Annotated in this window: 23 protein-coding genes; 9 read left to right on the top strand and 14 right to left on the bottom strand. The window is 63.9% G+C overall.

The window, feature by feature from the left end; translation table 11 throughout:
• Positions 1-39 precede the first annotated feature (39 nt).
• The 6 genes from DQ353_RS05075 to purM all read left to right on the top strand — a co-directional run bounded on the left by DQ353_RS05075 (position 40) and on the right by purM (position 5,167).
• Complete coding sequence (locus tag DQ353_RS05075) at positions 40-660, top strand: class I SAM-dependent methyltransferase (RefSeq protein WP_181578251.1); 621 nt, start codon at positions 40-42, stop codon at positions 658-660.
• A gap of 5 nt (positions 661-665) precedes the next feature.
• On the top strand, positions 666-1,673 hold the full coding sequence (locus tag DQ353_RS05070) for an asparaginase (RefSeq protein ID WP_113761706.1): 1,008 nt from the start codon (positions 666-668) through the stop codon (positions 1,671-1,673).
• Between the two features lie 6 nt (positions 1,674-1,679).
• On the top strand, positions 1,680-2,054 hold the full coding sequence (locus tag DQ353_RS05065; protein ID WP_113761705.1) for a sterol carrier family protein: 375 nt from the start codon (positions 1,680-1,682) through the stop codon (positions 2,052-2,054).
• 13 nt (positions 2,055-2,067) lie between these two features.
• Positions 2,068-2,394 carry a hypothetical protein gene (locus tag DQ353_RS05060; protein ID WP_113761704.1) on the top strand — a complete coding sequence of 109 codons (327 nt, stop codon included), beginning with the start codon at positions 2,068-2,070 and terminating at the stop codon, positions 2,392-2,394.
• A gap of 62 nt (positions 2,395-2,456) precedes the next feature.
• The gene (purF, locus tag DQ353_RS05055) at positions 2,457-4,007 is read left to right on the top strand and encodes an amidophosphoribosyltransferase (protein ID WP_113761703.1); all 1,551 of its coding nucleotides are present in this window, start codon (positions 2,457-2,459) and stop codon (positions 4,005-4,007) included.
• A gap of 17 nt (positions 4,008-4,024) precedes the next feature.
• Complete coding sequence (gene purM / locus DQ353_RS05050) at positions 4,025-5,167, top strand: phosphoribosylformylglycinamidine cyclo-ligase (RefSeq protein ID WP_113761702.1); 1,143 nt, start codon at positions 4,025-4,027, stop codon at positions 5,165-5,167.
• Between the two features lie 216 nt (positions 5,168-5,383).
• On the opposite strand, the gene DQ353_RS05045 is transcribed toward purM, so the two are convergent.
• Both DQ353_RS05045 and DQ353_RS05040 read right to left on the bottom strand, forming a co-directional pair.
• Positions 5,384-6,307 (bottom strand): Sir2 family NAD-dependent protein deacetylase, encoded by a 924-nt coding sequence (locus DQ353_RS05045; protein ID WP_286166611.1) that lies wholly within the window; start codon positions 6,305-6,307, stop codon positions 5,384-5,386.
• A 173-nt stretch (positions 6,308-6,480) separates the two neighbouring features.
• Positions 6,481-6,708, bottom strand: coding sequence for a DUF3073 domain-containing protein (locus DQ353_RS05040; protein ID WP_071212731.1), 228 nt, complete (start codon positions 6,706-6,708; stop codon positions 6,481-6,483).
• Positions 6,709-6,956: 248 nt separating this feature from the next.
• On the opposite strand from DQ353_RS05040, the gene DQ353_RS05035 reads away from it, so the two are divergent.
• Positions 6,957-7,499 carry a hypothetical protein gene (locus DQ353_RS05035; protein ID WP_146755204.1) on the top strand — a complete coding sequence of 181 codons (543 nt, stop codon included), beginning with the start codon at positions 6,957-6,959 and terminating at the stop codon, positions 7,497-7,499.
• A 100-nt stretch (positions 7,500-7,599) separates the two neighbouring features.
• On the opposite strand, the gene clpB is transcribed toward DQ353_RS05035, so the two are convergent.
• The 4 genes from clpB to DQ353_RS05015 all read right to left on the bottom strand — a co-directional run bounded on the left by clpB (position 7,600) and on the right by DQ353_RS05015 (position 12,329).
• Positions 7,600-10,191: an ATP-dependent chaperone ClpB gene (gene clpB, locus DQ353_RS05030; RefSeq protein WP_113761699.1), complete on the bottom strand. Its 2,592-nt coding sequence runs from the start codon at positions 10,189-10,191 to the stop codon at positions 7,600-7,602.
• 178 nt (positions 10,192-10,369) lie between these two features.
• Entirely contained in the window at positions 10,370-10,942 is a 573-nt protein-coding gene (locus DQ353_RS05025) for a YceI family protein (protein ID WP_113761698.1), read from the bottom strand.
• A gap of 336 nt (positions 10,943-11,278) precedes the next feature.
• On the bottom strand, positions 11,279-11,746 hold the full coding sequence (locus DQ353_RS05020) for a VOC family protein (RefSeq protein WP_113761697.1): 468 nt from the start codon (positions 11,744-11,746) through the stop codon (positions 11,279-11,281).
• 175 nt (positions 11,747-11,921) lie between these two features.
• Positions 11,922-12,329 (bottom strand): YccF domain-containing protein, encoded by a 408-nt coding sequence (locus DQ353_RS05015; protein ID WP_113761696.1) that lies wholly within the window; start codon positions 12,327-12,329, stop codon positions 11,922-11,924.
• 346 nt (positions 12,330-12,675) lie between these two features.
• Here DQ353_RS05015 and DQ353_RS05010 point away from each other — a divergent pair, with 346 nt between their 5' ends.
• Together DQ353_RS05010 and trmB are read left to right on the top strand one after the other, a co-directional pair.
• A complete protein-coding gene (locus DQ353_RS05010) occupies positions 12,676-14,064 on the top strand; it encodes a polysaccharide deacetylase family protein (protein WP_181578250.1) in 1,389 nt (462 codons plus the stop codon).
• 20 nt (positions 14,065-14,084) lie between these two features.
• Positions 14,085-14,942 carry a tRNA (guanosine(46)-N7)-methyltransferase TrmB gene (gene trmB / locus DQ353_RS05005; RefSeq protein WP_113761694.1) on the top strand — a complete coding sequence of 286 codons (858 nt, stop codon included), beginning with the start codon at positions 14,085-14,087 and terminating at the stop codon, positions 14,940-14,942.
• A 55-nt stretch (positions 14,943-14,997) separates the two neighbouring features.
• Here trmB and DQ353_RS05000 read toward each other — a convergent pair whose 3' ends face one another.
• From DQ353_RS05000 to DQ353_RS04965, 8 genes are all read right to left on the bottom strand, one after another.
• The gene (locus DQ353_RS05000; protein WP_220093970.1) at positions 14,998-15,906 is read right to left on the bottom strand and encodes an alpha/beta hydrolase; all 909 of its coding nucleotides are present in this window, start codon (positions 15,904-15,906) and stop codon (positions 14,998-15,000) included.
• 30 nt (positions 15,907-15,936) lie between these two features.
• On the bottom strand, positions 15,937-16,368 hold the full coding sequence (locus DQ353_RS04995; protein ID WP_113761692.1) for a heat shock protein transcriptional repressor HspR: 432 nt from the start codon (positions 16,366-16,368) through the stop codon (positions 15,937-15,939).
• Between the two features lie 99 nt (positions 16,369-16,467).
• Positions 16,468-17,439, bottom strand: a complete 972-nt coding sequence (locus DQ353_RS04990; protein ID WP_113761691.1) for a DnaJ C-terminal domain-containing protein — start codon at positions 17,437-17,439, stop codon at positions 16,468-16,470.
• 188 nt (positions 17,440-17,627) lie between these two features.
• Complete coding sequence (locus DQ353_RS04985) at positions 17,628-18,185, bottom strand: nucleotide exchange factor GrpE (protein ID WP_113761690.1); 558 nt, start codon at positions 18,183-18,185, stop codon at positions 17,628-17,630.
• Positions 18,186-18,199: 14 nt separating this feature from the next.
• Entirely contained in the window at positions 18,200-20,044 is a 1,845-nt protein-coding gene (gene dnaK, locus DQ353_RS04980) for a molecular chaperone DnaK (RefSeq protein WP_113761689.1), read from the bottom strand.
• A 339-nt stretch (positions 20,045-20,383) separates the two neighbouring features.
• Positions 20,384-21,094, bottom strand: a complete 711-nt coding sequence (locus tag DQ353_RS04975; protein WP_113761688.1) for a M48 family metallopeptidase — start codon at positions 21,092-21,094, stop codon at positions 20,384-20,386.
• Positions 21,091-24,372: a type I restriction endonuclease subunit R gene (locus DQ353_RS04970; protein ID WP_113761687.1), complete on the bottom strand. Its 3,282-nt coding sequence runs from the start codon at positions 24,370-24,372 to the stop codon at positions 21,091-21,093. The genes DQ353_RS04975 and DQ353_RS04970 overlap by 4 nt, the downstream gene beginning before the upstream one ends.
• A complete protein-coding gene (locus DQ353_RS04965) occupies positions 24,365-25,576 on the bottom strand; it encodes a restriction endonuclease subunit S (RefSeq protein WP_181578249.1) in 1,212 nt (403 codons plus the stop codon). The genes DQ353_RS04970 and DQ353_RS04965 overlap by 8 nt, the downstream gene beginning before the upstream one ends.

Below are 25,576 nucleotides of genomic sequence, written 5' to 3'. Positions count from 1 at the left end.
TGCCTCCGGAGGCCCATGGCCCCGCCTATGCTCGTGTACATGGATCAGGAAACCAAGTGGCAGCAGCAGGCGCGCCGGGACCCCGCCCAGGCCCGGAACTACATCGGCAGGTTCGCCGAGTTGCGCGAGTCGGGAGCAGACCTTGACGCCGAGGCGCGGTTCGCCGATGCGATGCTTTCCCGCGGCTCGCGGGTGCTGGATGCCGGTTGCGGGACCGGCCGGGTCGGCGGCGAGCTGGCCGCACGCGGCCACCAGGTCACCGGGGTGGACCTGGATGCCGAGCTGCTCGCCGCGGCCCGCGCCGATTTTCCCGGCTCGCGCTGGCTGGAGGGAAACCTCGCAACGCTGGATGTGCGCGACGAGGCGGGAACCCGCGAGAGCTTCGACCTGGTGATCTCCCCGGGAAACGTCCTGGCCTTCGTCGCCCCGGGCACCGCAGGAAGCGTGCTGGGCGCACTGGCTGCCCACCTGGCACCGGAAGGCCGGCTCGTCGTCGGATTCTCCCCGCTCAAGGGCTACGCGCTGGAGAGCTTCACCGAGGATGCGGCTGCGGCGGGGCTGCGGATCGACACGCTCTTTTCCACCTGGGACATGCGTCCCATGCGGCCCGGCGCGGACTTCGTCGTTGCGCTGCTTGAGCCGGTGCAGACCGTAAACTAGGTCACATGGCTGAAACCTTGCTTGCTTCCGACACCGTGGACCTCGTTGTGCTCGAACGCAACGGCTTCATTGAATCCCGCCACCGCGGAACCGCGGTGGTCGTCGATGCCGCGGGCGAGGTGCTCGATGCCCTGGGAAACCCCAACGCCCTGGTGTATCCGCGCTCGGCGCTCAAGCCGTTCCAGGCCCTGGCCTCCATGCAGTCCGGGGTCCCGTTGCGCGGCGCGCAGGTGGCATTGGCCTGTGCCAGCCACGACGGCAGCACCGAACACACCGACGTGGTCGAATCCATGCTGGCCAAGGCCGGCCTGTCGGAAGCCGACCTGTTGTGCCCGGCCGCCTGGCCGTCGCACGAGGAAACCCGCACCGAGCGGATCCGGGCGGGGCTTGGCAAGTCCGCGATCAGTTTCAACTGCTCCGGAAAGCACTCCGCGTTCCTCTGGGCCTGCACCGAAAACGGCTGGGACACCAAGACCTACCTCTCTCCCGACCACCCGCTGCAGCAAAGGGTCATCGAGGTCATCGAGGAGTACGCCGGGGAAACCATCTCGCATCTGGGCGTGGACGGGTGCGGCGCACCGGTTCCGGTGATCTCCCTGGCCGGGCTGGCCCGGGCCGCCTCGAAGCTGGCCCAGGCCCCCGGCAACAAGCATGCCGATGCGCGGGCGGCGACGATTGCCACCGCGATGCTCGACTACCCGTGGGCCGTCCAGGGCCACGGCAAGCCCAACTCCGTGGTGATGGAGGACCTGGGCGTCATTGCCAAGCTCGGCGCCGAGGGCGTGCTGCTGCTGGCGGCACCGTGCGGGACCGCGGTGGCGGTGAAGATGAGCGACGGTTCGGGCCGCGGAAGCGACCTGCTGGGACTCACGCTGCTGGCCAACGCCGGCGCCATTTCCACCGACCAGCTCACCGACACCCTGGCCAAGCTGACCCGCCCGGTGCTCGGCGGCGGAATCCCGGTGGGCGCGCTGCGCCTGGCCTCCCCCGTCATGGACCTGCTGGATTCCTGAGAAACCATGGCCATCAAGCGACGCATCGATCCGGCCGAGGGCAACCGTGCCTTCCGCCGCTGGATCGACACCGACGAAGCCCAGGCGGACGCGCTGCCGCGCCCGCTCATTGCCATGGCGGTGCGCTACACCCTGGAGGAACTGGCCAGCCGGGCCGAGGGCAACTCCGTGGAGGTGCGGGTCCCGCCGTTCGGGGTGACCCAGTGCATTCCTGGTCCCCGGCACACCCGCGGCACTCCCCCGAACGTGATCGAGTTGCCCGGGGCGCTTTGGCTCGCGCTGGTCTCGGGCAAGATCGGCTGGGAAGCCGCGCTGGCCACGGGCAAGGTCACCGCCTCCGGGCTGCGGGCGGACCTGTCGGCCGAGCTGCCGCTGGTTTAGTACCCTAGAGGGTATGGAATCCAGCCAGCACCCCAGCAATCCCACCCCCGCAGACAAGGCCCCCGGCGACATCGAGGTCGAGGTCTACGCTGCACCCAGGTTCTGGCCGTTCGTGGGCATCGGCGCCCTGTTGGGCGTCATCATCGCGTTTGTTTCCGCCTTCACCGGCGTGGAGTCCACCGAGTTCTCCCGCGCCGCGGTGGCGGGCTTCTTGTCGGTCGGCTTCGCATTCTTCGGCGTATTGCTCGCCGGCATCGTCTTTCTGGTTGTGGATCGCATCACACGCAAAAAGGCACGTCGCGCGCTTGCCGTGCCGATGGGTGACCCAGAACACCGCTAGAAGCCGGCTTGTGGGAGACTTCACGCCCAAACGGGCATCCGGCTCGTGAGAGAATAATTGCTATGGCGCGTGGTGACGGAAACCTAAATCATGATCTTTTACCCAACGAGAAGGGCCCGCAGGATGAGTGCGGCGTCTTTGGCGTGTGGGCTCCCGGCGAGGAAGTAGCGAAGCTGACCTATTACGGTCTCTATGCGCTGCAGCATCGCGGGCAGGAATCGGCCGGATTGGCCACTAGCGACGGGGCCCGGATCAATGTCTACAAGGACATGGGTCTGGTCTCCCAGGTGTTCGACGAGAACACCCTCAATTCGATGCAGGGGCATCTGGCCATTGGCCACTGCCGTTACTCGACCACGGGCGCCAGCCACTGGGCCAACGCCCAGCCGACGCTCGGCCCCACCTCCGCGGGCACGGTTGCCCTGGCCCACAACGGGAACCTGACCAACTCGGCAGAGCTGCTGGAAATGGTCAAGGACGAGCAGGAAGGGTCCGGGGAAAAGGTCCGCGGCGAAATCGCCCAGGGCAACACCACCGACACCGCATTGGTGACCGCGCTGCTCAACGGCGCCGAAGGTGAATCGCTCGAAGAGACCGCCCTGTCGTTGCTGCCCAAGCTGCGCGGCGCCTTCTGCTTCGTCTTCATGGACGAACACACCCTGTACGCGGCACGCGACACCTACGGCGTTCGCCCGCTGGTGCTTGGGCGCCTGGAACGCGGCTGGGTCGTGGCTTCCGAGCAGGCCGCACTGGCCACCGTGGGCGCCAGCTTCATCCGCGAGATCGAACCGGGCGAATTCATTGCCATTGACGAAGAGGGCGTGCGCTCACAGCGCTTCGGTGTTGCAACCCCCGCGGCCTGCGTCTTCGAGTACGTCTACCTGGCCCGCCCGGATGCCTCCATCAACGGCCGCTCGGTGTACGAATCCCGCGTGGAGATGGGCCGCCAGTTGGCCCGCGAAAACGCCGCCGAGGCCGACATCGTCATTCCGGTCCCCGAATCCGGCACCCCGGCAGCCATCGGCTATGCCGAGCAGTCCGGCATCCCCTTTGCCCACGGCTTCGTCAAGAACGCCTACGTTGGACGAACCTTCATCCAGCCGTCCCAGACGCTGCGCCAGCTGGGCATCAAGCTCAAGCTCAATGCCCTGGAACCGGTGATCAAGGGCAAGCGCGTGGTTGTGGTCGATGACTCGATCGTGCGCGGCAACACCCAACGCGCCGTGGTTCGCATGCTGCGCGAAGCCGGCGCTGCCGAGATCCACGTGAAGATCTCCTCTCCCCCGGTGAAGTGGCCCTGCTTCTACGGCATCGACTTCGCTACCCGGGCCGAGCTGATTGCCAACGGCGCCGCCGTGGAGGAAATCAGCAAGTCGATCGGCGCCGACTCCTTGGCCTACATTTCCGAGGACGGCATGATCAATGCCACCGAGCAGAAGCGCGAACGCCTGTGCACCGCCTGCTTCACCGGGGACTACCCGATCGCCTTGCCGGGTTCCGACCGCATCGGCAAGAACTTGCTTGAACGTAGCAACCAGGCGGGATGTGAGCCGGGCCCGGATGCAGAGTTCGAGTCGGCTCTCACCGCCGAAGACAAAACACCGCGCAACTAAGTAAAGGACCATCAGAGATGACAAGCGCCACCCCTGAGAATTCCGGAATCACCTACGCTTCGGCCGGTGTCGATGTAGAGGCCGGTGACCGCGCCGTTGAATTGATGAAGGGCGCCATCAAGGCCACCCACAACGCCAACGTCCTGGGCGGTGTGGGCGGATTCGCGGGCCTCTACGACGCCTCGAAGTTCCTTTCCTACAAGAAGCCGCTGCTGGCAACCTCCACCGACGGCGTCGGCACCAAGGTCGCCATCGCCCAGGCCATGGACATCCACCACACCATCGGCCAGGACCTGGTCGGCATGGTCGTCGATGACATCGTCGTGGTCGGCGCCGAGCCGCTGTTCATGACCGACTACATTGCCTGCGGCAAGGTCGTCCCCGAACGCATCGCGGACATCGTCCGCGGCATCGCCGAGGGCTGCACCATTGCCGGCACCGCATTGGTCGGCGGGGAAACCGCCGAGCATCCGGGCCTGCTGGGCGAGCACGAATACGATGTCGCCGGTGCCGCCACCGGCATCGTCGAGGCCGACGGCCTGCTGGGACCGGAGCGCGTGAAGGACGGCGACGTCGTCATCGGGATGGCCGCCTCGGGCATCCACTCCAACGGCTACTCGCTGGTCCGCAGCGTCGTGGCCCACGCCGGCTGGGCGCTTGACCGCCACGTGCCGGAGTTCGGCCGCACCCTGGGCGAAGAGCTGCTCGAACCGACCCGCATCTACACCATGGACTGCCTGGATTTGATCCGTGCATTCAACGTGGACGGTGCCATCGACATCCACGGCTTCAGCCACGTCACCGGCGGCGGCCTGGCAGCCAACCTGGCCCGGGTGCTGCCCCAGGGCCTGATGGCCACGGTGGAGCGCAACAGCTGGGAACTTCCGGCCGTGTTCAAGGTGATGGCCGAGCTTGGTTCCGTGCCGCAGCCGGACCTGGAACGCACGTTGAACCTCGGCGTGGGCATGGTTGCCATCGTTGACGCCTCGGTGGCCGACGCTGCACTGGCCCGCCTCAACGCCCGCGGCATGACCTCCTGGGTCATGGGCAAGGTCGGAACCATCACCGACGAGGCCAAGACCGCAGGCCTGGATTATGTCCAGGGCGCCAAGGGCGTCGACGGCGGTGCTGTGCTGATGCGCGGCACCTTCGCCGGCTGACTGCCACAAGGCCCCAAGGCCGAGGGACCGCACCCGATGGGTGCGGTCCCTCGCTCGTTAAGGTTCGTGGCCGGGAGACGGGCTCCCGTGGTTGTGCCGCCTCCTGCGGCAGGGGGAAACCCCGACGCCCGAAGGGATCGAGCCGGCCCAGCCCCCCTGCCGGCTTCGGCGACGACGCCAGGCCTGCGGCGACGGCCGATCACGGATGCGAAAGCCCTACATGGGCCGGCGCACGGCCCGGCCAACCGGTTCCTCCAGGAGCGCAAGTGCCTCGGCGATGTTGCTGCGCCACCGGAAATCTGCCTTGGCATCTCCCCGCGTGGGACCGCCGTTGAGCAGCCCGACCGGCTTGCCGGCGTTGCGTGCGTCCAGCAGCAGCTTGTAGCCGCTCATGACCGCCAGGGAGGAACCGATCACCAGCAGCGAGGCGGAGCGTGCCTCCATCGCCTTGAGCCGGACCTTGCGTTCGGCCGGGACGTTTTCCCCGAAATAGACCACGTTGGGCTTCAAGGCCTGCGAACCGCACACCAGGCAGCCGACCATGTGGAACTCGGCCACATGCGCGTCATCCAGCGACACGTCGCCGTCCGGGTTCACCAGCGAGGGATCCAGGTCGACGTGTTCAAGGTACCCCGGGTTCGCCTCGTGCAGCCTTGCATCGAGGTGCCTGCGGTCCTCCAGGGCCCCGCAGTTCAGGCAGCTGACCTGCTGCAGGTCCCCGTGCAGGGGAATGACGTTCAGCGAGCCGGCGGCAACATGCAGTCCGTCGACGTTTTGCGTCACGATGCCGCTGATCTTGCCCTGTGCCTCCCATTGGGCCAGGCGTTGGTGGATGGGGTTGGGCGAGGCCTGGGCCATGTGCCGCCATCCCACGAAGCTGCGCGCCCAATACCGGTGGCGGGCGCTGGGCTCGTGCTGGAACTCCTGGTAGGTCATGGGCCGGTGGCGAAGCAGTGACCCCTTGGGCCCCCGGTAGTCGGGGATTCCGGAGTCGGTCGAGACCCCGGCGCCGGTGAGCACCAGCACCGAGCCCGCCTCGAGCATCCTGCGGATGCCGGCGGCCGCGAGCTGCGGATCCTGCAGCGGTGCGGTCTCCCGCACCACGCGTTCAATGGAACGGATGGCGGCACGATGCGCCATCCGGATGCCTAGTTCGCCTTCGTGCAGCATGTGGACCTACCGCGGTTTCCCGGGCATGGCAAAGGCCGCGGTCACTAGCGCCGCTGGGGCGTAGTGGCCACGGCTGCCGTGTTCACGTATTGGAGAACCGATAACCACAGATTGCTCTGGGGTCACTTCAGGGAGTCGGCGCATCAGCTGATGCGCCGTTGGTCGTCCTCGTCGTCATCGTCTGCGTACTTGTCTTCGTAATCCGAATAATCGGATTCGAAGGGTACGTCGACAGGGCTTGGTGTCGTGGTGCTGTGACCACGACTCTTCCCAAGCTCGCGTTCCAAGGCGGACAAATCAGTGGCCGGGGAGAAATATTTCATGTCCCTGGCCTGTCGTGTCGCTTTTGCCTTCTGACGGCCGCGCCCCATGGCGTGACCCCCTTTTTTCAGTAGATCTGGAGGTGGTCCACCCGTGTCAGGCGGAGGCCCCAGAATATGTGACTAATTCTTTCGTATTTCAAGGTTAACATGATTCCGCGGCGAGTGCCTGCCCGGAACCACCGTTCCGCCGGTAGAGTATTATTTTGTCCACCAAGTCGACTGCCACCTGCCCGGGAGCTTGCTTGCCTGATCCGCCACCGCCAGAGCCAAGAGCCGCGCTTCCAGCTCTAAGTGCCATGTCACAGACGCGTTCGTGGTGGCGCGCCCCGGCACTTTGGGCCTTGCTCGGGGCACTGGGAATCATGCTGATTGTCATCTACGGAGCCAACAGGTTTTTTGGCCAGGACGACGCCGCGGCGCCGGTCGCCGAAGTGACACGAAACGCATCCCCCGGCATCGACGGGGTCATTGCCGCCAACGTACCGGCGGACCAGTTGCGGGTTGGCGATTGCCTCCAGGGATTCAACGGCCCGCTGGAAGCCTCCACGGTGGTGACCTGCCTGACCGCACACAACGCACAGCTCATCGGCACCTTCACCATGGATGGAGACCAGTTCCCCGGACCGGCAGGAATCCTCTCCCAGTCCGAGGAACTGTGCAAGTCCGTTGCACTGGATCCCTCCAGCCCCCTGGATACGGGTTGGTCGTACCATTTCTCGCGCCCGTCCGAAGCCACCTGGAAGAACGGCGACAGGCTGGTCGCCTGCTTCCTTGCCCTGAACGAGGGCAGTGTTCGGGTCTCGATGCTGCCCTCCGATTCCGCGGCACTGAACACCTGACACCGCCTGCCAACCCATTCGCCGAAGTCGGCCGGGCACGACGCGGCCGGCGCCCGAAGCGGTCTTCTCGCTTCGGGCGCCGGCCGTTCCCCGGGTGCGGTTAGTCGCGGCGGGAGGTGAGGGACAGTCCGTCGCCGCCCTCGCCGACACCCACCACGACGGTGTCGCCGTCCAGGATGGTCCCGAGCAGCAATTGGCGGGCCAACCGGTCCCCGATCTCGCGCTGCACCAGGCGGCGCAGCGGCCGGGCGCCGAAGGCCGGGTCGAAGCCGGTGAAGGCCAGCCAGTTGCGTGCATCGTCGTCGACCTCCAGCACCAGTCGGCGTCCCGCCAGGCGCTTGGCCAGCGCGTCGACCTGCAGGGCGACGATCGAGCCGAGCTCGTCCAGCGAGAGCGCGTCGAACATGATCACATCGTCCAGCCGGTTCAGGAACTCGGGCTTGAACGAGGCGTTGACCAGGTTCATCACGGCCTCGCGCTTGGTCTCGTCTCCCAGTGTCTGGTCGACCATGAACTGTGAACCCAGATTAGAGGTCATGATCAGGATGACGTTGCGGAAGTCGACAGTGCGTCCCTGCCCGTCGGTCAGCCGCCCGTCGTCGAGCACCTGCAGCAGGATGTCGAAGACCTCCGGGTGGGCCTTTTCCACCTCGTCGAGCAGCACCACCGAGTAGGGGCGGCGGCGCACCGCCTCGGTGAGCTGTCCGCCCTCCTCGTAGCCGACGTAGCCCGGAGGGGCACCGACCAGCCGGGCCACGGAGTGCTTCTCCCCGTACTCGGACATGTCGATGCGCACCATCGCGCGCTCGTCGTCGAAGAGGAAGTCGGCCAGCGCCTTGGCCAGCTCGGTCTTGCCCACGCCGGTGGGGCCCAGGAACAGGAACGAGCCGGTGGGGCGGTCGGGATCCGAGATCCCGGCCCGGGCACGGCGCACCGCATCGGAGACCGAGGCAACGGCCTTCCGCTGGCCGATCAGCCGGTGGCCCAGAAACTCCTCCATCTCGAGCAGTTTCTGGCTCTCGCCCTGCAGCATGCGCCCGGCCGGGATGCCGGTCCAGGCCGAGATGACCTCGGCGATGTCATCGGCGGTGACTTCCTCGGCGACCATCGATTCCTGCGCTCCGGCGGTGGCTTCGGCCGCCGCGGCGTCCTTCATCTCCTTTTCCAGCGCGGGGATCTCCCCGTAGAGCAGCCGCGAGGCGCTTTCCAAATCGCCCTCGCGCTGCAGCTTCTCGGCACTCGAGCGCGCCTCGTCCAGCCTGACCTTCAGGTCTCCGACCCGGTTCAGTCCGGCCTTCTCGGCCTCCCAACGGGCGTTCAGCGCATCGAGCTCCTCCTTCCTGTCGGCCATGTCGGCGCGCAGCGCCCCGAGGCGTTCGCGGGAGGCCGGGTCGGTCTCCCCGGCGAGGGCAAGCTCCTCCATGGTCAGCCGGTCCACCGAACGGCGCAGCGCATCGATTTCCTCCGGTGCGGAGTCGATTTCCATGCGCAGCCGGCTGGCGGCCTCGTCTACCAGGTCGATGGCCTTGTCCGGGAGCTGGCGTCCGGCGATGTAGCGGTTGGACAGCGTGGCTGCCGCGACCAGCGCGGAGTCGGCGATCGTAACCTTGTGGTGGGCCTCGTAGCGCTGCTTGAGCCCGCGCAGGATCGCGATGGTGTCATCCACGCTCGGCTCCCCCACGTAGACCTGGGCGAAGCGGCGTTCGAGAGCCGGGTCCTTCTCGATGTTCTGGCGGTATTCATCGAGCGTCGTGGCACCGATCAGGCGAAGCTCGCCGCGGGCCAGCATGGGCTTGAGCATGTTGCCCGCATCCATTGCTCCCTCGGAGGCTCCTGCGCCCACGACGGTGTGGATCTCATCGATGAAGGTGACGATCTGCCCGTTGGAGGACTTGATTTCCTCCAAGACGGCCTTGAGCCGCTCTTCGAACTCGCCGCGGTACTTGGCCCCGGCGATCATCGAGCCCAGGTCCAGGGCGATCAGTGTCTTGCCGCGCAGGGACTCGGGAACGTCCCCGGCGACCATGCGCTGGGCCAGGCCCTCGACCACTGCGGTCTTGCCCACACCGGGTTCCCCGATGAGCACCGGGTTGTTCTTGGTGCGCCGGGAGAGCACCTGGACGACACGGCGGATCTCGGCGTCGCGCCCGATCACCGGGTCGAGCTTGCCCGAACGGGCGATGGCCGTCATGTCGGTGCCGAATTTTTCCAGGGCCTGGAAAGTGTTTTCCGGGTCGGGGTTGTTGACCTTGCGGTCGCCCCTGATGCCGGGCAGCGCACTGTCCAGGGCTTGGCGGGTGGCCCCGCTTTCACGCAGCGCCTTGCCGGCGGCCCCGGTGTCCTCACTGAGCCCAAGCAACAGGTGCTCGGTGGAGACAAAGCTGTCCCCCATGGACGCAGCGGCCTGCTGGGCGGCGGTGATGACCTGCAGGATGCCGCGGGAATACTGCGCCTGTGCCACGTTGCTTCCCGAGGAACTTGGCAGGGCCTTGATGGCGGCGCTGGCCTGCACCGAGACCTGGTCCGGATCGACACCGGCGGCCTTCAACAGGGCGACCGCGACCGATTCACGCTGGTCGACCAGCGCCTTGAGCAGGTGGGCGGGTTCCACTTGGGGATTCCCCGCGGTGGAGGCGTTCATTCCCGACGCGGCGAGCGCCTCCTGGCTCTTGGTTGTTAGTTTCGTGTCCACGCTCGTCCTTCCGTAGTTGGGCATTCACTCAAACTTGAGTCTACTTCACTCAACTATGTTCCGGTGAGGAATATTCCCAGTGAAATCCAAGACACCGGGGACCCGGGCATGGGTCACCGGTGCTTCGGCGTACAGGTGAAGCACGGTTGCGAGCCAATGCCGTGAGGTTCGCAATTCTCTAGGCCGCTCCGGCCCCGCCCTTGGCATCCTTGATGGCGGAGATCTCGAACTCAAGCAGTATCCGTTCTGATACCAGGACTCCCCCGGAATCAAGCGCCTTGTTCCAACTCACGCCGTACTCGCGGCGGTCGATACGTCGGCTGCCCTCGAAGCCGGCGCGTAGGTTGCCGAATGGATCGGTCTCGACGCCGGTGAATTCGAGGGGTACCGCAATCTCGCGCGTGGTCTCCTTGATCGTCAGTTCGCCGTTGACGATGAAGCTGTTCTCGTCCACCTGGTCTATCCGCGTGGAGCGGAAAACGATGTTCGGGTACTTGGGTGCATCGAAGAAGTCGTTGGTCCGCAGGTGCTGGTCGCGGTCGGCATTGCGGGTGTCGACGCTGGCGACCTTCACGGTCATTTCCACGCTGCACTTGCCCATGTCTTCGGCATCGATGTGGACGGTTCCCTCCACATCGTTGAAGGCGCCCCGCACCTTCGTCACCATCGCGTGGCGCGCATTGAAGCCGATGCGAGTGTGCCCTGGATCGAATCGCCACGTCCCCGCGTAGGCTGGATCGAGCTGGGTCATTGGTCCCCCTTGTGGTTGCTGTGCGGGTGGACGTGTCCGCCCGGCTGGTGCTTACACTACCAACGCAACGTCCACCCGTCTCCTGTTGCCCACGACTTTTTACCAAGGTCCGCGCCGCAACAACCGCTGGTGCTTCCACCGGGACGTATGGGGCACTCCCCGGCGCTGCACGTCCTGCAGGACCAGCGACACGACGAAAACCCTGCGCCGCATGGCGAGACGATGCCGGGCAGGACTCCGAAAAGCCACGGGCCTTCGACCGGAGGTCGACAACTGGCGGATCCTTGAACCGCCGACGTCGCCGGGAACCTTCTCATCAGGGATGTGTGGACCGCTTCATCCCCGGGCGGCGGCCTCAAGCACGGCGATGTCCAACTTCCGCATGGGCATGAACGCCTCCGTCACCCGACGCGTAACCTCCGGATCCGGATGGCCGAGCAGCTCCACCATCCGCACCGGGACCACCTGCCAGGACACCCCGAAACGGTCCTTGAGCCATCCGCACCGGCTTTCCTCTCCGCCGGCGGTGAGCTTGTCCCAGTAGTAATCAACCTCGGCCTGGTCCTCGCACATGATTTGGAAGGAAATCGACTCGTTGAACTTGAAAAGCGGGCCTCCGTTGAGGGCCACGAAGGATCGGCCATTGAGGTTGAATTCCACCGTCAACGGTTCGCTGGACGGGTTGCCCTGCGGGTCCATGTCGAGGTGGGAGACGATCCCGGAATTCGGAAAGATCCCGGTGTAGAACCGGGCGGCGTCCAGCCCCTGGCCGTCAAACCACAGGCAGTTGATCAGATCTTTCATGTGCTTGTCCCATCCGGTTGTTGTGTGGAACTGGTTCCCACCCCCAAAGGCTAGAAAGGCCTTCGGCATGATTCAAGGGGGCAGCGACAAAAACGGGTGCGGAAGTTTTCCACGACTCACTCATGGGCTTCATTCGGCCCACTGATGTTGCCCCGGATCCACACCGTCGGCGGTCCTACCGGTACGTGGGGATGTACTGGGTGCTGGGAACGATTTCCTTGCCCAGGGGCATGAGGGAAATCGGGATCATCTTGAGGTTGGCGATGCCCAGCGGGATGCCCACGATGCTCACGAACATCGGGATCGCGGTCAGCACATGGCCAATGGCGATCCAGATGCCGGCCACCAGCACCCAGATGACATTTCCAATGGTTGAAAAGGTTCCTACCCGGCCTCGGTCCACCACCGTGCGCCCAAAGGGCCACAGCGCATAAAGGGCAATCCGGAAGGAAGCGATGCCGAAGGGGATGGTGACAATGAGCAGGCAGCAAATGATGCCGGCCAGCATGTATCCCGCCGCCAGCCAGATACCGCCGAAAACAAGCCAAATGACGTTCAGGACCACGGAGAGAGTGTTTCGCATGCATCCACCTTCGCCCATGATCCTGTCCCGCGCCATGGGGTAATACCCTGAGTCGTCCCCCAATTGCTTGATAACGCTTCCTAACGATTCGCTCCGACGGCCCCAAGGATTCGATAAGTGTGAGGCAAACAGGCAAGATTATTGGATGCCGTATGCGTTTGCTCGAAAATCTTCCCTGCTTGTTTCTGGACTCCTCACGATCGGACTTCTGGCAGGTTGCGCACCGGCACCAGGATCCCCCAGGTCCCCGCAGGATTCGATCCAAGAGTTCGCAAACGCGTCATCCAATTCAGAGGGCCGAAACTCCGATTCCCTTCCCCTGTTTTTGGTCCCTGATCTGGATGCGGTGACTGCGACCGATGAGCACCGCCGTATCTTCACCAAGCATTTCGAGGTTCCTTCCGTTCCCGCGGTGACACGCTCCCAGGCAGAACTCGTCACGGAGCAGGTCGACGCGTTCAAGTCCACGAATGTTCCCGACGTGGCTACGGGGGAACTGCCCGTGGCGGAGCTGAACATGCGCAGCCATCTTACGGCCGTTTCCACCCGGGTCCTGGGCATCCGGGTCAACACCTACGAGTCCACCGGCGCTGGTGCCGGGACCCGGTACTTGACACAGTGGTTCGACCAGGGCTCGCCCGCTGCGCTGGGAACCAGGGACTTGTTTGGCAGCGATGAGGACTGGGCACAGTTCAAGGAGTTCATCGCCCAGGCCGCAACCGCCGATCCCAGGGTTTTCGTTGGGAGCCTGATGGACCTCGATGATGCCTGGCTGGACTCCGTGAATTTCGACGCGTACGGAAACGCCCTGGTGGAATTCGACGACAACAGCGTCGGCCCCGACTCGGCCGGCCCAATCGTCGTGAAGGTCGATGCCGAGCATGTTGCTTCGTTGCTCTCAGAATTCGGGGCTCTGGCCCGCACCGCCGCAACGTCTCCGAGCCCCCGGGTCCAGCTGGGCCTGCTGCAGGACCGGGCCAGCCAGGCACCCGACGGCAGTGCCGCGGCGACAACTCCGGAATCCGCTCCCGATTCCGGCACCGAACCCGAAGGGGCCGGCCGCAACCGGCCACCGCAACGTGCCGTCGACTGCACTGCGACAAAGTGCGTGGCCTTGACCTTCGACGACGGACCGGGCCCGAAGACCGGGAAACTGCTCGACACCCTGCGCAAGGGCAACGCGCCCTCCACGTTCTTCGTCACCGGCCCCAATGCCAAGCTGCGGCCCGAGATATTGGCCCGCATGGTGGCCGAGGGCCACGAAATCGGGAACCACACGTGGAACCACCGCTCGCTCACTTCGCTGTCCTCGGCCCAGATCCAACGTGAGATTGACCGCACCAATGCAGCGATCACCAAGGCCGTCGACCAGTCGGCCACCTTGATGCGCCCTCCCTTCGGCGCACACAACTCCATCAGCGACCGGCTCGCGAGCACCCCGGTGATCCTGTGGGACGTCGACACCCTGGACTGGAGGCACCGCAACACCGCAAAGGTCGTCGCCGCCGCGGTTTCCCAGACCACACCGGGGTCTATCGTGTTGATGCATGATATCCATTCCAGCACCGTGGCGGCGGTCCCCAAGATCCTTTCCGGCCTGCGCGCCAAGGGCTATACCTTTGTCACCGTCACCGAGCTCATGGGTGATTCGGGACTCGAGGCCGGGGAGAGCTACGCCCGCGCCCCGCAACCGGCAAAAGCCTCCGGTGCCAAGGGAGCCAAAGCCACCCGGTGAAGTTCGCTACCCTTAAGCCCATGAGCATTCCCCCAGAGCGCAAGATGCCGGTCAGCGGCCGCGCCGTCGAAGACCTCGCCTTTTACCGAACCGAACCAGTCTCGTTTGTCCGCCGTGGCAACCGCCTGCAGGGCCGCCGTGCCGACGCCTGGGAACGCACCGCCCAAAAGTACATCATCGAGCCGCCGCGCGAGCAGACCGACACCTCCGTGGCCGAGGGCTACCAGTTCGACCAGGAGGCCATCTACGGCCGCAAGGCCCCGCTGATCGTCGAGATCGGCTCGGGCCTGGGCGAAGCCATGTCCGTTGCCGCCTCCGAGCACCGCGACAAGGACTTCCTGGCCGTCGAGGTCTACCGCCCCGGGCTGGCAGCGCTCATGGTGCGGGTGGAAAACAACGAGCTGTCCAATGTGCGCGCGGTCCAGGCCAACGCACCGGAGGTCCTGGACTCGATGCTCCCGGCGGCCTCGGCCGACGAGGTCTGGATCTTCTTCTCCGACCCGTGGCACAAGATCCGCCACCACAAGCGCCGCCTGATCAAGGATTCGTTCGTGAAGAAGCTTGAGCGCGTACTGGTCCCCGGCGGCGTGGTCCGCCTCGCCACCGACTGGTCCAACTACGCCGAGCAAATGCGCGAGGTCTTTGATGCGGCCGACGCCTTCACCAGCCTGCACCCCGGCGAGCTGGCCGGCGAGGACAGCAACCTCACCAAGGTCCGCCGCCTGGGCCTGGAGAAGGACGAGAAGGATCCCGAATTCATCGACGAGCGCGGGGGCTGGGCTCCCCGCTTCGAGGGCCGCACGCTGACCAGTTTCGAGGGCAAGGCGCTCAAGGCAGGCCGGATGATCTTCGATCTGGCCTACCGCAAGGCGCCGTAGCCGGTCGTGTTGCGGCGGGCGGTGTCGGGCTTCGGTCCGGCACCGACCGCCGTGCTTAAGCCAGGGGCTGCTGCCCGGTGGTGATCAACGCCAGGTTGCGCAGGCACAGCGTGTCGGGGTCCCGGTAGCCCCGGGGCGAGTCCGGATTCCCCGGCAGATGCTGGGAGGTGGTGTGCCCGGTGGCCGCATGCAGTCCCAGCTCCGGGATGGCACCGACGCTGAACCCGTGGCCCGAAAGCAGCTTGCGGCCCGAGAGCGCGCGGCCGAACCACGCCAATCGGTCGCCAGGGGCGATGGCCTCGTAGATGTTGTGTGGCGGCACGTTCAGCCGACCCGGGGCGCGGGACAGCTGCCGGGGAATCCCGGCGGAGCCGATGGTCGCCAGCGCCTGGGCGTGCACCGCGTACCCGGATGCCGGATCGAGAACCTGGGCAGCAAGCGTGGCGGCGTAGGAGTGGGCTTCGAGTGCCAGGTGCGGGGCGTCGGGCCTCAAGCGGGCGAAGGTGCCCAGGTCCTGCCCGAGCCGCGCCAGGCCCCGCCGGGCGGCATTGTCCAGCAGGGCGCTGGCCAGGTTCGGGGCGGGGTATCCCAGCCATGCGACCACCGCGGGTTTGGCGATCCCGACCTTTCGTTGTTCCAGGTAGAGCTGTCCGGCTTCCCGGACGCTGCCCCACAACGCGTTGCGCGCCCTGATCCCGGTTCCGGAAAGCTGGAAGGTCACGTGCGTGGCGGTGTCCAGGTCGCCCACGGCGACCGCGGCCAGCGGCTCGCGGCCGGACAAATCCAGGTACAGCAGGTGGCGTTCGGGAATGGCCGGTTCCATGGCTCCGGGGCGCAGCGCATGGGCGGTCCCGTCGAGGGCCTGGCGGTGGGTGGTGCGCAGCCGTCCGCGGATCTTGCACAACGCCTCGAAGCGACGCCGGGCCGCGGCGGAGAGCCCGGCGTAGCTCTCACGCGCCGGCATGGCGCAGCTCTCGCCCGGCATCGCCCGTGGCTACCTGCCGCGCGGTTTCCATACCACCACGGCTTGGCTGCGGCCGCGCGGACGTTGTCCGCGGGCCAGGGAGACCACGTCCCCGGTGCTCCCGGCGGCAAAGACGCGTCCCAGGCCCACGGCTTGGCGGGCGCTGCGCAGGGCGAAGACCTCGTTGCTCAGTTCGCCGATCCGCATGCGCAGGGCTGCGACCTGGTTTTCCAGGGCCATGATGCGCCTGATGCCTTCAAGCGAGACCCCGTCCTTGGACAGGCGCTGGATCTCGCGGAGCAGTTCAACGTCGTGCTCGGAGTACCGGCGTTGCTTGCCGCCCTGGCGGGAGGGTGATACCAGGCCGAGGCGGTCGTATTGGCGCAGCGTCTGCGGGTGCATGTCGGCCAATTCGGCTGCAATTGAAATGACGAAGATCGGCCTTAGTCGGTCATTGCCCATGATCCCTGCCTTTCATCCGGTTTCATCCACCGTAGCCAATATCCCGGTGGGGCCAAGGGCCCCGTGTCGCCGGTCAAGCGGCGCGGGGCCCGGAGGTGTTTAGAGTTTTGCGCGGGAGACCAGGGACTCGCGCGGGTTCTCACCCTTGGTTGCCTCGGCGAAGGCCTCGACGGCCGCCTTGGCTTCCTTGGAGAGGTTTTGCGGGACGACCACGTCCAAGGTGACCAGCAGGTCGCCGGTGGCCTTGGTGGTCTTGACGCCGCGGCCCTTGAGCCGCAGCGTGCGGCCGGTTGCCGATCCCGCGGGGACCTTCATCTTGACGCTTTCCCCGGTCAGAGTCGGCACCTCGATCTGGCCACCCAGTGCCGCCTCGTCGAAGGTGACCGGGACGTGGATGCGGATGTTGTTCTCTTCACGGATGAAGACCGGGTGCGGGCCGACGGTGACCTTGACGATCAGGTCTCCGGCGCCGGCGGAACCGGGCGAGCCCTTGCCACGCACGCGAACCGACTGCCCGTCCTTGATCCCCGCGGGAATCCGCACGTCGATGACCTCGCCGTTGGCCTCGCGCAGGCCGATGGTGGTTCCCTTTATGGAGCCGGCGAAGGAAATGGTGGTGCTTGCGGTGCGGTCCGCGCCCTTGCGCGGCGCCTGCTGGCCGAAGCCCCCGAAGCCGCCGCCGCTGCCAAACAGGTCGGCGAATTCCGGCGGCACCTGGCCGCCGCGCCGGCTTCCTCCGCCGCCGCCACCGCCGCCGAAGAGGTTGGAAAAGACGTCCTCGAATCCGCCGTTGCCCGGTGCCCCGCCCTGTCCCCCGGCGCTGAAGCGCGCCCCGGAGCCCATGGCCCGGATGGCGTCGTATTGCTGGCGGTCCTCGGGATCCGAGAGCACCGAGTGCGCCTCGGTGATGTCCTTGAACTTGCGCTCGGACGCGGGGTCCCCGGCGTTGGTGTCCGGGTGGTGCTTGCGGGCAAGCTTCCGGTACGCCTTCTTGATGTCCGCGTCGCTGGCGTCCTTGGAGACGCCAAGAATGGCGTAGAAATCCTTTTCGACCCAGTCCTGACTTGCCATCAGGCGCCTCCTTTGGTGGTGAAATTCGCTGTGGACGGCCCGCCGGGTATTCGCGGCGGACCAGAAATCTGTGGGTGGTGCTTCACCAAGTGTGCGGCGGATCGCCGGTTCCCCCGAAGGGGAAGCGAAGCGATCCGCCGCATACGGTGGTGCAATTCGTGCATTGCTGCAGTCGTTGCCGGTGGTGCTTACTCCCCGAGGGAAACAATCACCTGGGCTGCGCGCAGGATGCGCTCGCCCTTCTTGAACCCGGTGCGCAGCACCTGGGCCACGTGGTCCGCCGGGATCTCCGCGTGCGGCTGCTGGATCAGCGCCTCGTGGATGTTCGGGTCGAAGAGCACCCCGGCATCGGCGATGCGCTCCAGGCCGAGGCCCTCGAGCACCGCGTCGAGCTTGTTGGCGATCGAGGCGAAGGGGCCTTCGGCCAGGTCGCCGTGGGCGCGGGCCGCGTCGATGTCGTCAAGCACCGGCAGCAGGTTGACGAACACCGACTGCACGGCGACGTCCCGTGCCACGTCGCGGTCGCGCTCGACGCGCTTGCGGTAGTTGACATACTCGGCCTGCAGGCGCAACAGGTCGTCGCGCAATTCGGCTTCCTTGTCGCTTGCCTCCGGCGCCTCGGCGTCGGCTGCGGCCTCGTTGAGGATGGCCTCGGCCTGACTCAACGCGTCGCCCGAGTCGTGGGCCTCGTCAACGGGAGTCACCTCGTCCTTGGAGATGCCCTCGTCGTGGTTTTCCTCTGACATGGTTGATGCGCCCCTTACTTCTTTTCGTCTTCGTCGATGACCTCGGCGTCGACGATGTCCTCTTCGGCGTTCGGGGCCTCGGCGGCGTCGGCGGCTGCACCCTCGGACTGTGCCTGCGAGTAGATGGCCTCGCCCAGTTTGGTCTGCGAAGCCTGCAGCTTCTCGAACGCGGTCTTGACCTCGTCGTCGTTGTCCTGCTTCTCAAGGGCGGCCTTCAGCGCGTCGACGTCGGCCTGGACCTCGGTCTTGACCTCTTCGGGCAGCTTTTCGGAGTTGTCCTTGATCAGCTTGTCGACCGAGTACGCTGCCTGCTCGGCGGCGTTGCGGACTTCGGCGGCCTCGCGGCGGGCCTTGTCCTCGGAGGCGTGCTCCTCGGCTTCGCGAACCATGCGATCGATGTCGTCCTTGGACAGCGCGGTGCCGCCGGTGATGGTCATCGACTGCTCGACGCCGGTTCCCTTGTCCTTGGCCGAGACGTGCACGATGCCGTTGGCGTCGATGTCGAAGGTGACCTCGACCTGCGGGATGCCGCGCGGGGCCGGCGCGATGCCGGTCAGCTCGAAGGTGCCCAGGGCCTTGTTGTCGCGGGTGAACTCGCGCTCGCCCTGGAAGACCTGGATGGAAACCGACGGCTGGTTGTCCTCGGCGGTGGTGAAGGTCTCCGAACGCTTGGTCGGGATCGCGGTGTTGCGCTCGATCAGCTTGGTCATCACACCACCCTTGGTTTCGATGCCCAGGGACAGCGGGGTGACGTCGATGAGCAGAACGTCCTTGCGCTCGCCCTTCAGCACGCCGGCCTGCAGTGCGGCGCCAACGGCGACGACCTCGTCCGGGTTGACGCCCTTGTTGGCGTCCTTGCCGGCCAGTTCCTTGACCAGTTCGACAACGGCGGGCATGCGGGTGGAGCCGCCGACGAGGATCACGTGTGCGATCTCGGAGACCTTCACTCCGGCTTCGGCGATGACGTCCTTGAACGGCTTGCGGGTGCGCTCGAGCAGGTCGTTGGTCAGTTCCTGGAACTTGGCGCGCGAGAGGTGCTCGTCGAGGTGGACCGGGCCGTCGGCGGTGACCGAGAGGTACTGCAGGGAGATGTTGGTGGAGGTGGCCGAGGAGAGTTCCTTCTTGGCCTGCTCGGCTGCTTCCTTCAGGCGCTGCAGGGCGATCTTGTCCTTGGACAGGTCTGCGCCCTTCTGCTTGGCCTGGGCCAGCAGCCAGTCAACGACGCGCTGGTCCCAGTCGTCGCCGCCGAGGCGGTTGTCGCCCGAGGTGGAGCGCACCTGGATGGTGGAGAAGTCGTCTTCGTCCTTGCCGACTTCCAGCAGGGAGACGTCGAAGGTTCCGCCGCCGAGGTCGAAGACCAGGATGAGCTCGTCTTCCTTGCCCTTGTCCAGGCCGTAGGCCAGGGCGGCTGCGGTCGGCTCGTTGACAATGCGCAGGACGTTGAGGCCCGCGATCTCGCCGGCCTCCTTGGTGGCCTGGCGCTCGGCATCGTTGAAGTAGGCCGGAACGGTGATGACCGCGTCGGTGACCTTCTCGCCCAGGTACGACTCGGCGTCGGTCTTGAGCTTCATCAGCGTACGTGCGGAGATTTCCTGCGCGGTGTACTTCTTGTCGTCGATGGCGACCGACCAGTCGGTGCCCATGTGGCGCTTGACCGAGGCGATGGTGCGATCGATGTTGTTCACGGCCTGGCGCTTGGCGATGTCGCCAACCAGGACCTCGCCGCTCTTGGCGAAGGCCACAACCGACGGGGTGGTGCGGTTGCCTTCGGCGTTGGCGATGACGGTGGGCTCGCCACCTTCGAGGACGGATACAACGGAGTTGGTGGTTCCGAGGTCGATACCTACGGCACGTGACATGGGGATGCTCCTTCATTACCTTGGGAAAATATTCCAACGCCAGCGCGATTCACATCGGTTGAGCGTTCTGGACTCAAGTTTACCCACCGCAAAACCGATGTCAATTCAAAGTTGAGCGAGCATGGCTCAACTTTGGGGTTCGGAGTGCCAAAACGAAACATTGCGACCAAAAGAACCGTATGGTTCCGCGGTTCTTGGAATTTCCCGTGAGCCTTGTTCGCCAACAGGGAACGGCCCGCAAGGGCCTTGCAGTCCGCACCGAACTGTGAGGCGGCCCACTGGCGGCAAGGGTGCCTTCGATCGGAAAACCAGGAATGTAGTTGTCCCGTTCACTGGAAGTCACGACAGCATGCGTTCCATCCGCAGCTTCCGCGATTCCCAATCGGGCATGACAGTGCAGAGAAGTTCGATGAATTCCGGTCCATGGTGCGGAACGCGGAGGTGGCAGAGTTCATGCGTGATGACGTAGTCGATGCACTCCACGGGGGCCTTCACCAGCTCCGGGTTCAGACTCAGCATCCCCGCTGGCGACATCGAGCCCCACCGTGAATTCATGCGCCGGATTTGCACTGATGCCGGGGCAAAAAACTCGGGTCCCTGAAACTTCGCCCGGCAAACTTCAATCCTGTTTTTGAACTGGGCCGCTGCATGCTCGCGGTACCACGTCGTTACCAATGCTTCGATGGAGGTCCGATCGGAGAAGTCGATTCCGTCAACAAGAATGAACCCGCGAATCAGTCGCACCCTGGCAGGGCCTTCGGCTTCTCCGATGCGCAGTCGATACTGCCTCCCGAGATAAAGATGGGTTTCCCCCGGTGCCCAGACCCGAGGTGGTGTGCGCGGCAGAAACTGGGCAAAGAAACTCTGTTGCTTGAGAATCCACCTGGCCCGTTTCAGCACGCGTGAATTGATTTCGGCGTCGGTTGAGTCCACAGGGGCGATCACTCCGACGGTTCCGTCAGGACTGACAGTGATTTCCAGGGTCGTTCGTTCCCGCCGCTCCAGGACAAAGCCAATGCTTTTGGACCCATACTCAACAACATGGCTCATGGAAACCGTGCCTTGGCGATTCGGACGACACTTTCACGGATTGCTTCCTCGTCCTCGGCAGAGAGACTGGCACCATTCATCGTAGGAACGACATCCCAGAGGTAGTCATCGATGGCGTTGAGCAGCCCCATCCGTGCTGGTTCGTTTTGCCAAAAGCCAACGATCATGTGGCTACGCACGATATCCACAAGGCCGACGGCAACGGCCGCCGCTTGGTTCTCCCCCGAGTCCGCGCCCTGGCCTTTCTCGTCCATGAAACGATCCGCAATTGCCTCGAAGAACGAGGCCGCGTCGTCGTCATGCGCTACCGCGTCGGGCAGCGCCCGGCCTCGGTCGCCGCTGGCCACGCGCTCGGTCAGGGACAGAATGCTATTGAGGTACTCAATCTCGGAGAGCCTCCGGGCGCGATACTCATTGATAGCTTCTTGGAGCAGCGCGGCAAAACGCGCATATAGCGCGGGATCCTCACTCATGCGCTCGGTAATGCGTTTCCTGGTCGCAGCGGCAATTCGATCCGCCTTCGCCGCAGCTCCCGCACCCGTCTCGTCCACGACTGCCTGTAGTGAGGCAGGATCATTGAGATTCAGCTCGGGTATCAAGACCTCAGCGGGCATAGCCTGCAAATGGTCGTCCAGAAGTCTTTTGATCTTGGGTTCGTAATCCCTCAGGTCAACGGTTTCAAGATAGCGCCATTGGACAGATCGACGCAGGTTCACGAACCGATTCCAATCGGCCTTGTAGCGTTCCAGGCGATCGGCTGGAATCACTTCCTCAACCTTGTCGCTGGAGAGCGCAATGTGCAACGTACGCGTGAAGTCCAACAGGCAGTCATAGAATTCGTCGCGGAGGGCCTTGTCGGCCAGGACCTGCTCGAGTGCCTCCATGTCATCATGGCGGATACCTTGGAACAGCGACCAGACCGCATTCCAGCGCTCCGGGAGCAAACGGATCTGCTCACGGACGTCGATGACGGCATCCAGCAACTCTTCAAGCTCAAAGCCTTCAAGGGACGAATACGTGGTCAGTGCGGCGTCGAGCTCACCCAGTAGTCCCTCGTAGTCGATAATGTAACCGAATTCCTTGGAACGAACCACTGCATCCTCGCCGTCCTCGGCGTCAAAAAGTCGGTTCACCCGGGCTATCGCCTGCAGCAATGTGTGCTCACGCAGGGAGCGGCACAGATACAGCACGGTGTTCCGGGGTGCATCGAATCCCGTCAGCAGCTTGGAAACAACAATCAGGATTTCCGGACCACCACTGGACTTGAATGCCTTGACGACATCCCTGTTGTAGGCAGCGACCCCGCCGTAGCGTTCCATGGCGGCGTCCCAGAACTTCTGAACCACGTCGAGCGATTCACGGTCCACGGAGTCAGCGGTCTCATCTTCGCTCTCGCCCGGCGCAGAAATCATGACCTCGCTCGTGACATGGCCAATCTCGTCCAGTACCTGTTTGAAACGAATGGCTGCAGCTTTGTTGGAAGCAACCAGCTGGGCCTTAAATCCTGTGCCTTGCCAATACTGGCGGTAATGCTCGGAAATGTCGAAGGCCTTGGCCCGGATGACCTGCCCGGCACCGGCGAGCACGTCGGCACGCGAGAATTTGCGCTTCAGATCGGCTTGCTGTTCAGCGGTGAGCCCCTGGCAGATCTTCTCAAACCACCGGTCAATGATGTTTTCCGATATTTGCTGCTCGACCATGCGACCTTCATAGAGCAGCGGCACCACGGCTTCATCCCGCACGGCATCCGCGATGGTGTAGGTATGGATGGGTCCACCAAAGGTCCGGAAAGTGTTCTTCTCCTTTTTCAGCAGCGGCGTACCGGTGAAACCGATGTAGCTGGCCATCGGCAGCACCTGGTGCATCCGTTTGGACAGCGCACCGAATTGGCCCAGATGGGTTGAGTGGCTTCGGTGGCTCTCGTCGACCAACACGAACAGGTTGGGGTCCTTGTCGATGTTGGAGGCGCCATTGCTCGCCCCGCTTTGCGACAGCAGCTTAGAGGCGTTTTCGAACTTGTTGACAATGGTGGTGACCAATGGGGCCCGTGCGTGGATGAGCTCTGCCAGGTGCTTTCCGGTTCGAGCGCGAACCGGGTCCAACTGGCAGGCCCGAAAGGTGTCTCGGATCTGCAGATCAAGATCATCCCGATCGGTCACCAGGATGATCCGTGGGTTGCGTATGCCGGGCTCGAATTCGAGGGCCTTGGCGAACATCACCATGGTGAGTGATTTGCCGGAGCCTTGGGTGTGCCACACAACGCCCCCGGGCCGGTGCTCGCCTTCGACGCCTGATGTGACACGTTCAATGGCACGCTTTACCGCGAAGTACTGCTGGTGCCGCGCGATTTTCCGTGTGCCGTTGTCATACACCGTGAAGGTCCGGATGAGTTCGAGCAAACGCTCGGGTCGGCACAGGGAATGGAGCAAGCTGTCTTGCTCGCTGACAGCCCGGGCGCCTCCCGCTTGTTGGGCGTCAAAATAGGCCGTTGCCGCTTCGGCTTCTTCCGTGCCACGAAAAAGCGTCTCGACAGTGCCGCGCCCCAGCGGGGTGTTGGCGACTACTGCAACGATCTTTTCATGATCGTCCTCCTCGCGCCACGGGCTCCAGAACTTGGAGGGAGTTCCGACCGTCGCATAAGTTGCCTCGCGTCGGTTGGTGGCAATCAGGAGCTGGGCGAAATGGAAAAACTCCGGAATGTTCTCGCGCTTCTGGTACCTGATCAGCTGGTGGTCGGCCTTCTTGATTTCCTCGGACGGCCGCTTGCATTCAACGGCAACAAACGGGATGCCGTTGACAAAGGCAACGACGTCCAGTCGGCGGGTTTTCATACTGCCAGTACGTTCAACCACGTATTCGGTGGTGACGTGGAAGACGTTATTCGACGGGATCTCCCAGTCGATGTACTTCACTTGGTGGCTCTTGGTGTCACCGTCAATCGTTTTTGCGATGGTTGCGCCGAGCACCAGACTGTCATAGACCTCTTGGTTGCTAGCTTTCAAGCCCTTCTGCTGTTCGGGCTCGGGAAAGAGCTTGCGGATTGCTTCGTGCGCATCTGCCGGGTCAAGTGGGTATTCGCTGCCACGGAAGGTGATTTTGTTGAGCCGAACAAGTTGTTCGGCAAGCACGCTTTCAAGTAATGGATTGCGCCGGCGGCCACCTCGCAAGGCAAGCGCTTCGGTTGGTGAGAGCGCAATATACCCCAGTCCCGTGAATACCTGAAGGGCAGGCATCTGGGATTGGAAGATTTCGCTCGGATCGTATGCCTGCTCAGCCATCATTGGGCTCCTCGCCGACGGCGACTCGGATGTCGCCAGTAAGAAGCTTCTGCATGATCGCACTTTTCTGAGTCCGGAGGAGCTCAATCTGCACATCGAGCATACCGATTTCCTTGAATGATACCTTGAAGGTTTCTGCAAGTCGCGTTTGCATTTCCGGGTCCGTCGGCAGCTTCACCAATCCTTCAAGAAAACGGCCATTAGTGATCGATATAGTATTCTTTGCTCCCTTCTGAACGAGCGGAGCCAAGTAGTTCCGTGCCAGCCTTGGCGATTCGAAAACAGCATTCAAAATCGCCCCAATCGCTTCGGTAGCCGGGGCGTAGACGCCATAAAGCGGCGAAACAATAACGTCATGTGAAATTGTGCTTTGCTTAATAATTCCGAACGGAAAACCGCCTGTCGGACTCTTGGTATATACAACATCTCCTGGCTGGACGAGGTTGTAATGAGACGTCTTTGCTGCGGCAAAGGATCTACCTAGATGCTCAACCTGATTGATAAGCCCCCTATGAACCGACACTGAGAAAACTTCCTCTGTACCGCTACTTCTTAACTTGTGTTCGGTCATCACTTCACTCAGGGGAACGTGCTTCCATGCAGATTCCTGTTTTCTTCCAGTTAGCGCTGTATTTCGTAACCAATCGCGCTGGCGCAACAGGGCGTCCTTTAACGCATTTGTCTGCTCAATTGCTTCGTCCCAAGTAGCAATGACAGCTGCGATTTTTCGCTGTTCATTGAGCGGTGGCAACGGAAGCGGAAATGTTTCCAGCTTCTCTGTATCAAGTCTTCCCGTACCGTGGCCAGCCTGGGTCACAGTTTGCAAAAGCTCAGATTTCCTTGCTATAAGGGTACAAGCAAGGAAATTAGCATCTAAATTCGGGTTGCTAATTAGTGCTTTCACGTCTTGATTGAAGGCAGCTGGTTTCGTATTGCGAACGACAGGCAAATCTCTAAATAGAGTCATCCCTCGCGTAAGTACAAACACTGTCCCCGCAGGCATGACACGAGCCTTCTCCGCTCCGATTGATGTCAGGGATGCAGTCGTGCTGGAAATATGCGGCGTCTTCATATCCCGGGCGGTAATCCAGGGTGTGTCTCCGCCCCAGAAGTCAGGGCGTGCTTTGGATGGCGTGCTGCCAGATTTTATGGTCACGAGCTCGGCAAGCTCGTGGACTGACCAATTCACGGGAAAACTCTTCAT

Origin of the sequence: Arthrobacter sp. AQ5-05 (genome assembly GCF_003287975.1) — a bacterium.
GTDB lineage: Bacteria > Actinomycetota > Actinomycetes > Actinomycetales > Micrococcaceae > Paeniglutamicibacter.
This window is presented reverse-complemented; position numbering and strand designations above follow the sequence as displayed.